The sequence below is a fragment of the Bacillus xiapuensis genome (assembly GCF_002797355.1).
In the GTDB taxonomy this organism is placed as follows: Bacteria; Bacillota; Bacilli; order Bacillales; family Domibacillaceae; genus Bacillus_CE; species Bacillus_CE xiapuensis.
This window is the reverse complement of record NZ_KZ454939.1, coordinates 491,415-504,935: the sequence shown is the minus strand read 5'-3', so window position 1 is coordinate 504,935 and position 13,521 is coordinate 491,415. Positions and strand designations below refer to the sequence as shown.

Annotated in this window: 14 protein-coding genes; 3 read left to right on the top strand and 11 right to left on the bottom strand. The window is 45.1% G+C overall.

Going from position 1 to position 13,521, the window contains the following annotated elements:
• Positions 1-18: 18 nt before the first annotated feature.
• Positions 19-750 (bottom strand): dethiobiotin synthase, encoded by a 732-nt coding sequence (bioD, locus tag CEF20_RS02460; protein ID WP_100330341.1) that lies wholly within the window; start codon positions 748-750, stop codon positions 19-21.
• A 115-nt stretch (positions 751-865) separates the two neighbouring features.
• Between bioD and CEF20_RS02455 the strand changes: the two genes are divergently transcribed.
• Entirely contained in the window at positions 866-1,447 is a 582-nt protein-coding gene (locus tag CEF20_RS02455; protein ID WP_100330340.1) for a biotin transporter BioY, read from the top strand.
• Between the two features lie 130 nt (positions 1,448-1,577).
• Here the strand turns inward: CEF20_RS02455 and rraA are convergent, their stop codons facing one another.
• On the bottom strand, positions 1,578-2,069 hold the full coding sequence (rraA, locus tag CEF20_RS02450; RefSeq protein WP_100330339.1) for a ribonuclease E activity regulator RraA: 492 nt from the start codon (positions 2,067-2,069) through the stop codon (positions 1,578-1,580).
• Between the two features lie 274 nt (positions 2,070-2,343).
• On the opposite strand from rraA, the gene CEF20_RS02445 reads away from it, so the two are divergent.
• Positions 2,344-2,694 carry a general stress protein gene (locus CEF20_RS02445; RefSeq protein WP_100330338.1) on the top strand — a complete coding sequence of 117 codons (351 nt, stop codon included), beginning with the start codon at positions 2,344-2,346 and terminating at the stop codon, positions 2,692-2,694.
• A 132-nt stretch (positions 2,695-2,826) separates the two neighbouring features.
• Complete coding sequence (locus tag CEF20_RS02440) at positions 2,827-3,732, top strand: YsnF/AvaK domain-containing protein (RefSeq protein ID WP_100330337.1); 906 nt, start codon at positions 2,827-2,829, stop codon at positions 3,730-3,732.
• Between the two features lie 242 nt (positions 3,733-3,974).
• Here CEF20_RS02440 and aspA read toward each other — a convergent pair whose 3' ends face one another.
• From aspA to pabA, 9 genes are all read right to left on the bottom strand, one after another.
• Positions 3,975-5,420: an aspartate ammonia-lyase gene (gene aspA, locus CEF20_RS02435; RefSeq protein ID WP_408607777.1), complete on the bottom strand. Its 1,446-nt coding sequence runs from the start codon at positions 5,418-5,420 to the stop codon at positions 3,975-3,977.
• Between the two features lie 45 nt (positions 5,421-5,465).
• Entirely contained in the window at positions 5,466-6,779 is a 1,314-nt protein-coding gene (locus CEF20_RS02430; protein WP_100330336.1) for an anaerobic C4-dicarboxylate transporter family protein, read from the bottom strand.
• Positions 6,780-7,180: 401 nt separating this feature from the next.
• Complete coding sequence (locus CEF20_RS02425; RefSeq protein WP_100330335.1) at positions 7,181-8,602, bottom strand: sensor histidine kinase; 1,422 nt, start codon at positions 8,600-8,602, stop codon at positions 7,181-7,183.
• Position 8,603: 1 nt separating this feature from the next.
• Positions 8,604-9,326: a response regulator transcription factor gene (locus CEF20_RS02420; RefSeq protein WP_100331974.1), complete on the bottom strand. Its 723-nt coding sequence runs from the start codon at positions 9,324-9,326 to the stop codon at positions 8,604-8,606.
• A 30-nt stretch (positions 9,327-9,356) separates the two neighbouring features.
• Complete coding sequence (locus CEF20_RS02415; RefSeq protein ID WP_100330334.1) at positions 9,357-10,076, bottom strand: ABC transporter permease; 720 nt, start codon at positions 10,074-10,076, stop codon at positions 9,357-9,359.
• A gap of 15 nt (positions 10,077-10,091) precedes the next feature.
• Positions 10,092-10,835 (bottom strand): ABC transporter permease, encoded by a 744-nt coding sequence (locus tag CEF20_RS02410; RefSeq protein ID WP_100330333.1) that lies wholly within the window; start codon positions 10,833-10,835, stop codon positions 10,092-10,094.
• Entirely contained in the window at positions 10,836-11,741 is a 906-nt protein-coding gene (locus CEF20_RS02405; protein WP_100330332.1) for an ABC transporter ATP-binding protein, read from the bottom strand.
• A gap of 314 nt (positions 11,742-12,055) precedes the next feature.
• Positions 12,056-12,910 (bottom strand): aminodeoxychorismate lyase, encoded by an 855-nt coding sequence (gene pabC, locus CEF20_RS02400; protein WP_332849189.1) that lies wholly within the window; start codon positions 12,908-12,910, stop codon positions 12,056-12,058.
• Positions 12,907-13,494 (bottom strand): aminodeoxychorismate/anthranilate synthase component II, encoded by a 588-nt coding sequence (gene pabA / locus CEF20_RS02395; RefSeq protein ID WP_100330331.1) that lies wholly within the window; start codon positions 13,492-13,494, stop codon positions 12,907-12,909. Before pabA ends, pabC begins: the two co-directional genes overlap by 4 nt.
• Positions 13,495-13,521 lie beyond the last annotated feature (27 nt).

Here is a 13,521-nt window from a genome sequence, read left to right as displayed (position 1 = left end):
AGATGGTTTTTACTGATATCATAAAGCCGCTGTGTGTTCACTGTTCATAACCTCCTGAAGCCTTCCTATTTTCCAACCCCTTACTATAGCGGAACGAAATACCTCATCCGTGAGACGAGCGGAAATGTTTTCAACATAAGGAATCTTGCCGATTACCGGCAATCCCGAAAGCTGTTCAATCATGCTCCGGCTGTCTTTCTCAATCTCCTCATCCTCAGGCACCGTGCTTGATAAAATAAATCCGGCGATTCGCAGGCCTCTGTTCTTTAAGGATTCTGCAGTCAGCATGGCATGATTAATCGTTCCAAGGCTGGCTCTTGCTGCCACGACGACTGGAAACTTCAGCGCTTCCATTAAATCAATCATGCAATATCCTCGGCGGTTAAGCGGCACATACAGTCCGCCGGCTCCTTCTACAAGCAGCCATTGCTCGCCGTTCGCCCGCTCGTTTATTTCTTCCAAAATCCGATCAACTGGAATTTCTCTCCCTTCCTTTTCAGCTGCCAGATGCGGAGAGCTGGCCTTTTTGTATAAGTATGAAGACAGTTCTTCGTTATGTAACGCCGGCAAAAGCTTATAAAGCTCAGCATCCGGAGCCACCAGCTTTCCGTCCCTCTCTTCCGCCCCGCTTTGCACGGGCTTATATGGTCTTACCTTCACTCCCTTCTCTAATAAAGCATGGGTCAGTAAAAGCGTCGCGATTGTTTTTCCTGCATCCGTATCTGTTCCAGTGATAAAAAAACCAGACATCCGGCTGCACCTCCTAAAATACCAAATTATTTGTTAACCTCATTTACAAAGATGTTAACATATGAAAAAATATAAGACAATCCTATTTTCTCATTTTCTGAAGGAGGTCTCATTTATGAAAGCGAATGAAATGGTACTCTGTGCTTTATTCGCTGCTTTAATGGCCGTTGGAGCCAATGCGTCACCATTTTTAACAATTGGCGGAGTGCCGATTACGCTGCAGTTATTTTTTGCAGTTTTAGCAGGCGGCCTTCTCGGCAGCCGCTTAGGCGCTTGGTCTATGGCTGCTTATTTATTTATCGGATTGGCTGGCGCTCCCGTATTCGCTCAATTTAAAGGCGGGCCTGCCAGCTTGCTCAGCCCGACATTCGGTTTTGTTATTTCTTTCATTTTTGTCGCGTTTGCTGCGGGCCTGTGCTTGGAGAAAGGCGGACAGAAAATAATGTATGTGTACGCCGGACTGCTTAGTCTATTGATTAACTACATGCTTGGCACCAACTGGATGTATGCGGCTTTTACGTGGTGGGCTGAAGCACCTGAAGGCTTCAGTTATCTCGTGGCCTGGTCATGGATGGCCGCCTATTTGCCGCTCGACATTGCCGTTATTATCCTGTCCCTGGTCATTCTTCCAAAGCTGCGCGCTGTACTCAAGTACCGCAAGATGCCTCCCGCTTCTTATCGAAAAAGCAGCATGTAGAAGCAGCCTTCTCCAATACAAGAGGCTGTCTAATAAGCCTTTAAGAAAAAACCAAGAATGCTGAATGCCACATTCTTGGTTTTTTTCATTTTGGAGCTGGGATATTGCTTTTCGGACCGCTTTTTGTTGTTTATTTTGAAAGGGTTAACTTCTTCTCCGCCACGATGATGCCATCTTCATCCGCATATACGTAGTGACCCGGCTTCCAGTCCACATCGCCAAATTGAACGAGGATGTTTGTTTCTCCCTCTCCTTTTTTGATGCTTTTTAAGGGATTGCTGCCGAGCGCCATGACGCCAATATTCTGCTTAGCAAGCTCCGCGGTATCGCGAACGCAGCCGTAAATGATCATGCCCGCAATTTGACGTTTTTCGGCTATTTCTCCTAAACGGTCGCCAAGAAGGGCGCAATTCCTCGAGCCTCCTCCATCCACAACAAGTACATGTCCCCGCGGAATCGTCTGCAAAGCAGATTTCACAAGAACATTATCCTCAAACACTTTCACCGTTGAAACAGGCCCCGAGAATCTTTTTTTCCCTCCGTAGGATTTGAGTTCAAGCTTGCATACTTTTACTTGACCGCCAAATTCATCACATAAATCAGCCGTTCTTACTTCTTCCATTCCACTCTCCCCTTTCATGATTCACTTAAAGGCTTCGACAATGCTCGTCCCATTCCCTTTTATCTTCCCCTTCAAGAAAGGAATGGGAACAGCCGTCTAAGTGCGTTTACAAAGGCGCTGAACAGGATGCTGCGATGCCTAAGCCTCGTTCTTCTTTCCATCAGGGGAGGAAAGAACCTCGCTCTGTTGGAAGATTCACTCGATCCCCTTTACTAATGTTTTTCCCTCGCGGCAGAGGGTAAAAAAACAATAGCCGTTCAAGGAGGAAACCGCCATGACAAGAAAAAGAATCATCGGTTTGTTTCAAACAGAAATTGATGTCATTCGTAAAATTGAAGAATGGCAAGTCCATAGCAGTCAAGCAGATCAGCAGCTGTACGCCATTACGAAAGATGCTGACTTTTATGTAAATCTGCAAAATCTATCTGGAGCCAAGGTGACTTCCGCCAAACCGAGCATCATTGAAAAAGCCAAATCACTGCTCACGAAAAACCAGCCGACAAAAGATTATTTAGTAGATTTTGGATTAAGCGAGAAGGAAGCGGATGCGTATCAGCAAGAGATTGAAAACGGACTGATCTTGCTCGTTGCCGATGAATTGCCGCAAAAGAAAGAGCGCATATAGCGGAAAGAAAATGGATGTAACCCCCAGCCACTGGTTCTACCCAGTCAGCCATTTTTAAAAGTTTATATTATATCACATCGGGTACAAATATACCAAGTTTTTTTATAAAAAATCTTTTCAGGAGGTTCGAAAATGGATAAAAATAAAAAGCTTATTGGCCTATTTAACAATCAGTCAGAGGTCATTCCAAAAATTGAAGATTTAAAAAACAAAGGATATGCTGAAGATGATATTTATGTAGTAGCAAAAAATGAAGATCAGGTATCAATGGTCAGAGGACGGACAGGCATTGAGACAGAATCAGCTGCCGGAGCTTCATGGTGGGATCGCTTTATCGCCTTTTTATCAGGCGAGGATGAAGTCCGCGGCGGCTTGAAAAATATGGGGTTAAACGATAAAGAAGCAGAGCGCTACTATCAAGATATTGAAGCGGGAAAACTCTTATTATATGTGGATAAAGACTATGAACAGCATTACCCTAGCCGCCTAACAGATGAAGCAACCGACCCTAACCTCGGAGCCAACGCGCTCGGCGTCAACATAGCCAAAGCAGACGGCCATGTAGATGGTGTAAGAGCTGACCGAGTACCCGAACTGGATGCAGACCCTAATCTGACAGAAGAACAGCGCTTAAAACTCCGGGAAGAAAGATTACAAGTCGATAAAGAAAAAGTAAAGACCGGCGAGGTTCAAGTAGAAAAAGACGTCGTAGAAGAGGATCGAACCGTCGATGTGAATGTGGAGCATGAGGAAGTGTATGTGGAACGCCGTCCAGTCTATGAAGAATCCAATGATGCAGATGCCGCTCCGATTGTGGATGACGAGGACCGTATTCGAATTCCTATCACCGAAGAACGGGTAGAAGTAACCAAAAAACCAGTTGTCACAGAAGAAATCGTCGTTGGAAAACGTAAGGTGGAAGATACAGAAGAAATTCACGATACCGTAAAACGGGAAGAAGCTCATGTCGAAAGAACAGATGGTCTGCCTATGGAAGAGGACGAGATCACAGATCCAGCAAAGAAAGACCGGTTATAACAGAACATGCAGGAGGCCAGCCCTCCTGCATCCTTTTTAAACAGCTCACATCTAAGTACAAACCCTGAGAATGCTGATTTCACCGGCATTCTCAGGGTTTTTAACGTTCAAGCTGAAACACCGCTTCAGAGGGTTAATAGCCGATTTTATAACCTTGCACCTGCTTTGGCCGAAACCGCTTGCATTGGGTGAGGCAATCCACAAGCGAGACAGCTTTCTTTATAAGAATGAACGCTATTTTTTTATTGCTCCTTATTTGCCTTTTTTCTGCGCATCACTTCACGGCCCGAGATACCTGGGTCTGTCATTTCGTACGGATGCAGAATTAAATCCAGCTCTTCATCCGTCAACACTTCACGCTCTAGGCAAATGTCCCGGACAGGTTTTCCTGTTTCAATGGCTTCTTTTGCTACAGAAGCGGCGACTTCATACCCTACATGGGGATTGATGGCTGTAATAATCCCCACGCTGTTGTTCACGTAATGCTCCATCTGCTCTGCGTTTGCTTGAATTCCTTCCAGACAATATTGGCGGAAGACGGTAAACACATTGGTCATGATCTTGGTGGACTGAAGCAGGTTGAAAACAAGCACAGGCTCCATCACATTTAATTCAAACTGGCCCGCTTCTGATGCCAGACAAATGGTATGATCATTGCCAATTACCTGGAAAGCCACTTGGTTCAATACTTCAGCCATGACAGGATTCACTTTTCCCGGCATAATGGACGATCCTGGCTGACGGGCAGGCAGCTTAATTTCCGCAAGTCCCGCACGCGGACCTGAAGCCATCATCCGCAAATCATTGGCTACCTTGGACATATTCATCATGCATACTTTTAAAGAAGCGGACACTTCTAAGTAAGCATCTGTATTTTGAGTGGCATCCACTAGATGTTCAGCCGGCTTAATAGGAAATCCGCTGTTTTCCGCCAAATATTCGACTACCTTTTCAATATAGAGAGGCTCTGCGTTCAGGCCGGTGCCAACCGCAGTCGCTCCCATGTTCACCTCATATAAATGCTGAAGAGACATCGCGATCCGATCAATATCGCGTCCAAGCACGCGGGCGTAAGCTTCAAACTCCTGCCCTAAACGAATCGGAACGGCATCTTGTAAATGGGTGCGCCCCATCTTTAAAATATGGTTAAATTCCAGCGCTTTATCATGAAAAGCCGCTTCAAGCTTTTTCATAACTTCAAGAAGGACATTCACTTTTTCAATCACAGCGATATGAATAGCTGTTGGGAAAGCGTCGTTAGTGGATTGGGCCATATTGACATGAGAGTTAGGAGAAACGACTTGATAGTTTCCTTTTTCCTCCCCAAGAATTTCTAAAGCACGGTTGGCAATCACTTCATTGCCGTTCATATTGATCGAGGTTCCCGCTCCTCCTTGAATCGGATCGACAATAAACTGATCATTATAATGGCCGCTCATCACTTCTTCAGCCGCTTGAATGATCGCACCGGCTATTTTTTCATTCAATTGTCCGATGTCACGGTTGGCTTGTGCGGCTGATTTTTTGACAATCGCTAATGCTTTAATTAAGCTCTCATCAATCCGATAGCCGGTGATTGGAAAATTTTCCACCGCTCTCAATGTCTGTACCCCGTAGTAGGCCTGTATAGGCACTTCTTTTTCCCCTAAGAAATCCTTTTCCATTCGAAACATTGGTTGTGCTGACACCTTACTCACTCCTCTGTTAGATAGGTAGCTGCTGCATGGAAGCTATTAAAAAAGAATACTCGCTAAAAGCAGCCCGATGGCTACTGCACCGATAGTTGACACTAAGCCTGGAAGCATAAAGCTGTGGTTTAATATATATTTACCGATCCTTGTCGTTCCGGTCCGGTCGAAGTTAATCGCCGCCACTACTGTACCATAATTCGGAATAAAGAAATAGCCATTCACGGCTGGGAACATAGCAATTAGTAAATAAGGTGAAATGCCTAAAGAAATTCCCAGCGGCACTAAGGCTCGGATCGTAGCCGCCTGACTGTACAGCAGAATGGAAAGAACAAACAAAGCAAAGGCAAACAGCCACGGAGCTGACGTAACAAGCTCTTGAATAGATCCCTGAATAAATTCCATATTTCCTTTAAAGAATGTATCCCCCATCCAGGCAATACCAAAAATCGCCACGACAGCCGTTATTCCCGCCTTAAATACCGTTCCTGAAGTAATCGCTTCTATATCCGGTTTACAAAGAATCAAAATAAGCGCTGAAACGGTAAGCATCACAATTTCAATCGTATGCGGCATTGACAGCCGGACAAGCTCTCCATTCACCATCCACGCCGGACGCAGGAATTCCATGGAGCCCAGCAACACTACCGATATCACGCCTAACAAAAATAGGAAAACAGCGAGTTTGGACTCTTTCGTAATATGCCCTGACTTCTGTTCCTGTTTCATCGGTGCCAGCCCTTGTTTTAATCTTTCCAAGTAAATCGGATCTTCCTCAAGCTCCGGTCCCATTTTGCTGGAAACGAAAGCTCCCAGCATACAAGCCGCAAATGTAGAAGGAATGCTGACAATCAAAATATCCATCAAGCTGACTTGAAAATCAGCTAATAAAGCAACTAGCGCTACTGTCGCTGCAGAAATAGGACTGGCTGTGATCGCTTGCTGCGAGGCGATAACCGCAATTGACAGCGGCCGTTCAGGCCTTACTTTTGATTCCCGGGCCACCTCTGCAATCACCGGTAGCACAGAATAAGCCACATGGCCCGTCCCCGCACAAAACGTAAATAAATAAGTGACGATCGGCGCTACGTACGTTATTCTTTTAGGATTTTTCCTTAGTGCTTTTTCGGCCAGGCCAACAAGATAATCCATGCCGCCAGCCGCTTGCAATGAACTGGCTGCCGTAATAACCGCCACAATCATTAACATCACATCAATGGGCGGCTCCGTGGGCGGCAATTGAAAGATAAACACAAAAACAGCAAGTCCGACCCCGCCCATTACGCCCAGCCCTACTCCGCCGAGACGAGCTCCAATAAAAATACAAATAAGCAAAATGGCAAACTGAATCCAAAACATCTCTGATCACCTCCGACTCTAGTTGATTTTATTTCCCTAACACTAGAGCCTTTATGCATGATTTGCCACTAGTTAAATTATAGCAACCAACCTTTAAGGATGCTTCCCATTCAGCATGTAAATATAAGGATTTTTCCAAAATGTGAATATCCGGTTACTAATAAGCAAATATTCCGTTTTATCAAAAGGCTCAGACTATATGCTGAATTATAAAAAAAAGGATCTCCAAGTAAGCTCTTTGTCTGCTTCCTCCATTCATTTCCTCAGCAACAGCAAAGCTATCAGCAAACACAAGCTTGATGACGATCATGCTTAACCGCATCTAAACATGATCAAGGCTTTAAATAGATGAATAGTTCGGTAGAGTTATTGGACATATTCTAAGAAAAAAGCCTGGAACATTACTTGTTCACAGGCTGAGCTAATATAATGGTAATCGTTGTTCCTTGTCCGATCGAGCTTTCAGCTTTCATTTCTGCTCCGTGACTTTCCGCTACTTGTTTGGCGATGGCCAAACCAAGCCCGGAACCTTTATGAGCCTCCCCCGTATTGGTTCCGCAATAATAACGGGTAAATAAGTTCTCCAATTCTGTTTCGTCAATCCCCCGCCCATTATCGGAAATTTCAATAATGGGTCTTTTTCTCTGCTTTCCTTTAAAACGCACGTGAATAATCGTTCCTTCGGGGTTATGAACGATCGCATTAAAAAGCAGATTCGTAAACGCCCGCTTCCAAAGCATCTCATCTAAGGGAAACAAGTATTGTTCGGCATCCGCAGAAAATTCAATGGGGACATTTTCGTATCGCGGATGGTTTAAGATATCAATCACCGTTTCCTGTAGAATAGCGACGATATTTCCTTCTTTTTTATGAACGATATCAGCGGAGTGCCGAAGCTTATAGGTCATATTTAAATCATCTACCAGCCGGCTGATGTACTCCGCCTTTTGGGAAATAATTTCGAGATATTCTTTTTGCTCTTTCTCCTGTAATTGATATTGAGGATCAACGAGAATTTCTGAATAACCTTTCACAGAAGCAAGCGGCGTCTTAATATCATGCGTAATGTTCGCCACCCATTCCTCCCGAAGCCGTTCCGTTTTCTTCCGCTCCTTTTCATTGGCAAGGAGCGTAAGTGACAGCTCATTCAAATTATGAAAAACATTTTTATACAGCCCTTTTTCCTGCACAGTATGGGTGAAATTTCCCTTCGCGAATTCGCGAATGCTTTCCGTTACAGACAGAATCGGTTTCGTTAATCGCCGGCTAATCAAATAGCCAATCAGGGAGGCAATCAGGATAATCGTACAAACAGCCAGCAGAAAGAGCTTGACTGCATCAGTCCACCACTTTGTTCCATGATAGATCATTGGCCCTTTGCTTACCTCCTCATAAGGATAGCCGATGATGTAACTGAACTTGCGGTTTCCTTTATCAAGCTTGGCTACAAAGATCGTGGAGTCGCCTGCAGCAGCCCCCCCATATTTATAGAAAAAGACCAGTTCACCTGGCGTATAATGGTTTGGAATCTCCTTGGGCTGATTGTAGCTGTACACCTCTCTGCCATTTTCATCGAGAATTTGAATCCATTTCTGCTCTCTCTTTAATTCAGCCAGCTTGTCAGAAGGAATCAGAAATCGCCCCTTTTGATAGCCAATGTTTTTACCAAAAGCAATGGTGTAAGACTCCGGAGTACTCTTCAACTTATCCTTATGCCCATCCATTAAGAAGAGTGCAGTATTCAGCAGCATAAAAACGAACAAAGAGAGAATAATGGTAATAATCATTGCCAACAAAAATTGAGCAGTCAACTTCCACTTCATCTTAATGACCCCTAGTGTTTAGTTTATAGCCGAGCCCCTTGACCGTAAGGATCCATTGCGGCTTTCCCGGTTCACTCTCCAGCTTTTCACGCAGATGGCGAATATGTACCATAATCGTATTATCATGCCCGACGTATTCTTCTCCCCACACCGCATCACAGATTTTCGCTTTACTCATTATTTGATTAGGATGCGCAGCTAAAAACAGCAGCAGCTTCCACTCTTTTGCAGTCAGCAAGACATTTTTCCCGCCCTTCTTCACTTCTCCGGTCTGCTGATTAATTTCGATATCCCCTATCACAAGAACATCTTGCTTGGCGGCTGCTTGCTGCGGATAATAAGCGCTTCTTCTTAGCTGTGCTTTCACTCGAAAGGCCACCTCTTTAGGGCTGAACGGCTTCGTCACATAATCATCGCCTCCAATTCCGAGTCCCAGAAGCTTATCAATATCATCTGATTTCGCAGACAAGAAAATAATCGGAACGAGGGAAAACTCCCTGATTTGTCTGCAAACCTCATAGCCTTCCATATCAGGGAGCATAATATCCAGCACAATCACATCCGGCTGGCAGCTTCTGCACAAATCCAGCCCTTCTTTACCCGTGGCGGCTGTCCGAATGTGCAGAAACCCCTCTTTGCGCAAAACCATCTCCAATAATTTCAATATTTCCACTTCATCGTCAATCAGCAATATCGTCTTATTTACTAATCCATGCATGGCCATCATATCGTTTCACCCTTATATGTAAGATGGCTATATTATATCCTTCGAGCGAAAATGAGCCAACCCGATAAAGAAAACAGCGGCGAGCATCCCAATGGAACCCCCATACATAATGAAAGCTTTCCCGCCTAATTTTGCTGGGTCCGTGAGTGCTGCAATCATCGGATAACACCACGGGTAGTAAATCCAAAACCTTGTCGACTGACCAATCAAAATGATTGGCAGCGCCAAACCGATTCCGATCCCAATCGGTATGCCGGGATGCTGGAAGCGGTAGCTTAAAAAGAATAGAACCGCCAGCATGGGAAAGCTGGCTATAAAATATTTGATTAAACTCACCAAAAGCTCAGCTGCAGGAAAAGCACTGGCTTCCGGAAAAGTGGATACTCCTATCCAGATGCCGCAATAAAGAACAATTAAACTGACAAATACGATGCCAATGCTCATTAAAAACTTCACACAGTAGACATGGGTCCGTGATACCGGCAACGCCAGCAATTGCTTCCACCCGTTTCCGGAATGTTCAATCCTTGCGATCATCGCAATGACAATGGCCGCCAAAAGCGGATAGACCAGCCAAGCAAATAAGGACATGGAACCCGCATAATGATATTGAAACAACACATCATGATCTTCCGCGTTGATCGCATATGCTCTCCCTTGTATAGCGGCAAACACTGGCAGTATAACCGCAAGCCCTATCAGCTTGGAGTGTTTCAGCTTAAGCCATTCTGCTTTCCATAAATTCATTGTTCATATCCCTCCTTATAAAATATCCTTTTTCCGAAATTGCCAGCTTCCGATTAATAGAAACAAAACAGTGCACAGAATAGAGTACATAAACATTCCTGATGGTTCAGCGGCATCTCCGGCAGCCAAGCTTGTATAAGCGTACGGAACAAGTTTCAACAGACTTTGCTCTTGAGAAGATAGTATGCTGCCAATAATCAAACCGGCAAAGGCCAGTGCCACAGGAATAAATGGATTTCTCAGCCATGAACTTAACCATTGCTGCAAAGCAGTCACTGCAAGCGCCAGAACAAATTGATTGAGCACATACATTCCGTAGCCACCCCAATCCACTGCTTCGGGAAACTCCATTACCTTTCCGACGAGCACAAGACCTGCTGTATTGAGCACAATCAGCAGCGCGATGTACATTAAACCCGCCAGCCATTTGGATACATACACCGATACCTTATGAACGGGCAAACTAAGCAGGTGCTTCCAGGAATTTTGCTGATGCTCGACTTGAAATATAAAGAAGAAGATCGCGGCAATAAACAGCGGCAAAAAAGTCCCCCACCCAAGAATGCGATGATTTTCATTCAGCAGCACATCCCACGAGCTTTCTCCTTTTTCCGCGACTTGCATTAAGTAATCATAGCGGATATTCATATCTAAAAACATGGCCAGCGTCGTACCTGACGGAATAATAAGGAGAAAAAGCAAAAGAAATCCGCGTTTTTGCTTCTGCCATTCTGTTTTCAGTAATGGGAAGATCCTCATTTATTCCACCGCCTCTTCTGTCATTTCCAGGAATATGCGTTCGAGTGATTTTTTCTCCATAAATATGGCGTTGACATCGAGTCCGCTGCTGACTAATTGGCGGTTGATTTCAGCAGGCTTCACCACTCCGTCCATTTGAATAAATTCACCTTTATCCGTCCATGAGTATTTATTTTCTTTTAAAAGCTTTAATGCTTCCTGTTTCGGCGCAGCCTGCACCATCACGGCAGCCGTTTGCTTGCTGCGCAATTCATCCAGCGTTCCTTGAAAAAGCAGCTTTCCTTTATTAATAATCCCAATATGTGTAGCCACCCGTTCGATTTCACTTAAAATGTGGCTGGAAATTAATACAGTAATGCCGTATTTTTTCGGCAGACTTATAATTAAATCACGAATTTCCAATATCCCCGCTGGATCTAAGCCATTTGTCGGTTCGTCTAAAATGAGCAGTTCTGGCTTGCCAAGTAAAGCTTGAGCAATGCCCAGACGCTGTTTCATTCCGAGGGAGAACTGCTTCACTTTCTTTTTCTTCACGGCTGTTAATCGGACGATTTCGAGCACGCGATCAATTTCTTCCTTGCTTACTCCAAGGATTTTCCTTGTGATCTCCAAATTTTCATAAGCCGTCAAATGTCCGTAATAGGAGGGAGATTCTACTAAAGAGCCAACCCGCCTTAGGATCTCCATCCGATCGGTGCGGATCGACTGGCCGAACAGTTTCAAATCTCCTTTTGTAGGCTGCACCAGGCCAAGCAGCATGCGGATCGTCGTCGATTTCCCTGCTCCATTGGGACCTAAAAATCCGTAAATCCCTCCTTTCGGCACCCGCAAATTCACATGGTTTACCGCTAAAAAGCTTCCGAACTTCTTGGTTAAGTCACTCGTTTCTATCAGCCATTCAGTCATTGTTTATTCCTCCTGTTTGTCATCTGCTTCTTAGTTTACAAGCACAAGCTTAAATCCCAATTTGAAGAACCTTAACTTTCCCTTAAGATCGCTTAAAACCATGCATGTCCGGCGCCCCTCCGAATAAAATGAACCTTCAAACAGCGGGGGCTTTCTATCATCTTCCGCTGTTGAAATGAAGAACAAAGGCTGCCATCCAAACTTCCATCAAACGTACCCGTGAGCTCCCACTTTAACTTTTTGATTTCCTGCTCCTTTCTTACAAGGAGGCTCACAGCAGCTTATTTAGAGGAATAAAAAACTGCCTTCCTTGTTTACAGGAAGGCAGTTTGGCCAGTCCAGCTCCGATAATCCTCGTAGAGCTGTTTCGTAATCTCACCGTTCCGGCCCGGGAAACACTTGCCGCCGATAAGATGAACAGGGGCAATTTCCTGAATGGAATTCGTTAAAAAGATTTCATCTGCGCTTAATAATTCCTTTAAACGAAACAATCCCTCCTGGACAGGGATTTGCATAGCTTGGGCTCTTTTTAAAAGAAACATGCGGGTAACGCCATTTAAAATGCCTGTATCAAGAGCGGGAGTGAAAAGAGTACCCGCTTTCACCCAAAAAATATTGGACGCGACTCCTTCGGCGACATATCCCTCCTTCGTCAAGAATATGCCTTCTTTGGCCGGATCGGACCCCACTTCTCGCTTAGCGGCAATATTATTGAAATAATGATGCGATTTCAGCCGAAAACCCGTCTCCGGTGTATTTCTGCGCAATTGGAGAAGCACCGCTTCCTTTTCTTTCATCTCAAAAGACGGCACAACCGGGCGCTGAAAGGCGAATATGGCCGGATGATGAAACGTTTCCGTTTGCGGTCCCATCGCTCCTTCTCCCGCGGAAATATTCAGCCTGACAGATGAATGAGGAAGCTGATTCTTCTCGCAAAGGGCAGCGATGATCTTCCCTGCTTTTTCAACTGTCAGCGTCATGGCAATATTCATTTCTTGCATGCCTGCCTGCAGCCGCTCGATGTGCTCCTCCAGCAAGAAAGGCTTGCCGCCGTAAGTGCGAATCGTTTCAAACAGGCCCATTCCATATAGAAAGCCGTGATCAAAGGGTGAAATCTTGGCTTCTTCTTTAGGCAGCAGCTCGCCGTTTAAATAAATATACATCGTCATACTTTCGCCGCCGCTTTTCGGTATTGGCGAATAAAGCTGCGAAGCATTTGCTTGCCGCCATAGGTCATAATGGATTCCGGATGAAATTGCACACCTTCCACTGCCAGCTCTTTATGACGAATCGCCATAATTTCCCCTTCTGCTGTCCATGCGGATACCTCGAAGCAAGCAGGAAGCGTTTCGCGTTTCACGATCAGGGAATGGTAGCGAGTCGCCGGAAACGGGTTGGGCAGCCCTTCAAAAATGGTCCGGCCGTCATGCAACATATCCGATGTCTTGCCGTGCATCAAGCGCTCCGCCTGCACCACCTCCGCTCCAAACACTTGAGCGATTGACTGCTGGCCGAGGCACACTCCAAATATAGGAATCTTCCCGGCAAACTCCCGAATGGCTTCCAAACTGATTCCTGCCTCATTCGGCGTGCACGGTCCCGGTGAAATCATCAAATAATCAGGGTTCAGCGCTCGGATCTCCGCAGTCGTGATCTCGTCATTCCGGCGCACAACCAGCTCTTCTCCCATCTCTCCTAAATACTGCACGAGATTATATGTAAATGAATCATAATTATCTATCATCAGTATCAATGCGCTCTCCTCCTAGCTAACATTTCT

What these genes read in the sequence shown, in the direction of transcription:
- bioD (WP_100330341.1), bottom strand. Translation starts at nt 750, where the DNA reads ATGTCTGGTTTTTTTATCACTGGAACAGATACGGATGCAGGAAAAACA.
- CEF20_RS02455 (WP_100330340.1), top strand. Translation starts at nt 866, where the DNA reads ATGAAAGCGAATGAAATGGTACTCTGTGCTTTATTCGCTGCTTTAATG.
- rraA (WP_100330339.1), bottom strand. Translation starts at nt 2,069, where the DNA reads ATGGAAGAAGTAAGAACGGCTGATTTATGTGATGAATTTGGCGGTCAA.
- CEF20_RS02445 (WP_100330338.1), top strand. Translation starts at nt 2,344, where the DNA reads ATGACAAGAAAAAGAATCATCGGTTTGTTTCAAACAGAAATTGATGTC.
- CEF20_RS02440 (WP_100330337.1), top strand. Translation starts at nt 2,827, where the DNA reads ATGGATAAAAATAAAAAGCTTATTGGCCTATTTAACAATCAGTCAGAG.
- CEF20_RS02430 (WP_100330336.1), bottom strand. Translation starts at nt 6,779, where the DNA reads ATGTTTTGGATTCAGTTTGCCATTTTGCTTATTTGTATTTTTATTGGA.
- CEF20_RS02425 (WP_100330335.1), bottom strand. Translation starts at nt 8,602, where the DNA reads ATGAAGTGGAAGTTGACTGCTCAATTTTTGTTGGCAATGATTATTACC.
- CEF20_RS02420 (WP_100331974.1), bottom strand. Translation starts at nt 9,326, where the DNA reads ATGGCCATGCATGGATTAGTAAATAAGACGATATTGCTGATTGACGAT.
- CEF20_RS02415 (WP_100330334.1), bottom strand. Translation starts at nt 10,076, where the DNA reads ATGAATTTATGGAAAGCAGAATGGCTTAAGCTGAAACACTCCAAGCTG.
- CEF20_RS02410 (WP_100330333.1), bottom strand. Translation starts at nt 10,835, where the DNA reads ATGAGGATCTTCCCATTACTGAAAACAGAATGGCAGAAGCAAAAACGC.
- CEF20_RS02405 (WP_100330332.1), bottom strand. Translation starts at nt 11,741, where the DNA reads ATGACTGAATGGCTGATAGAAACGAGTGACTTAACCAAGAAGTTCGGA.
- pabC (WP_332849189.1), bottom strand. Translation starts at nt 12,910, where the DNA reads ATGACGATGTATATTTATTTAAACGGCGAGCTGCTGCCTAAAGAAGAA.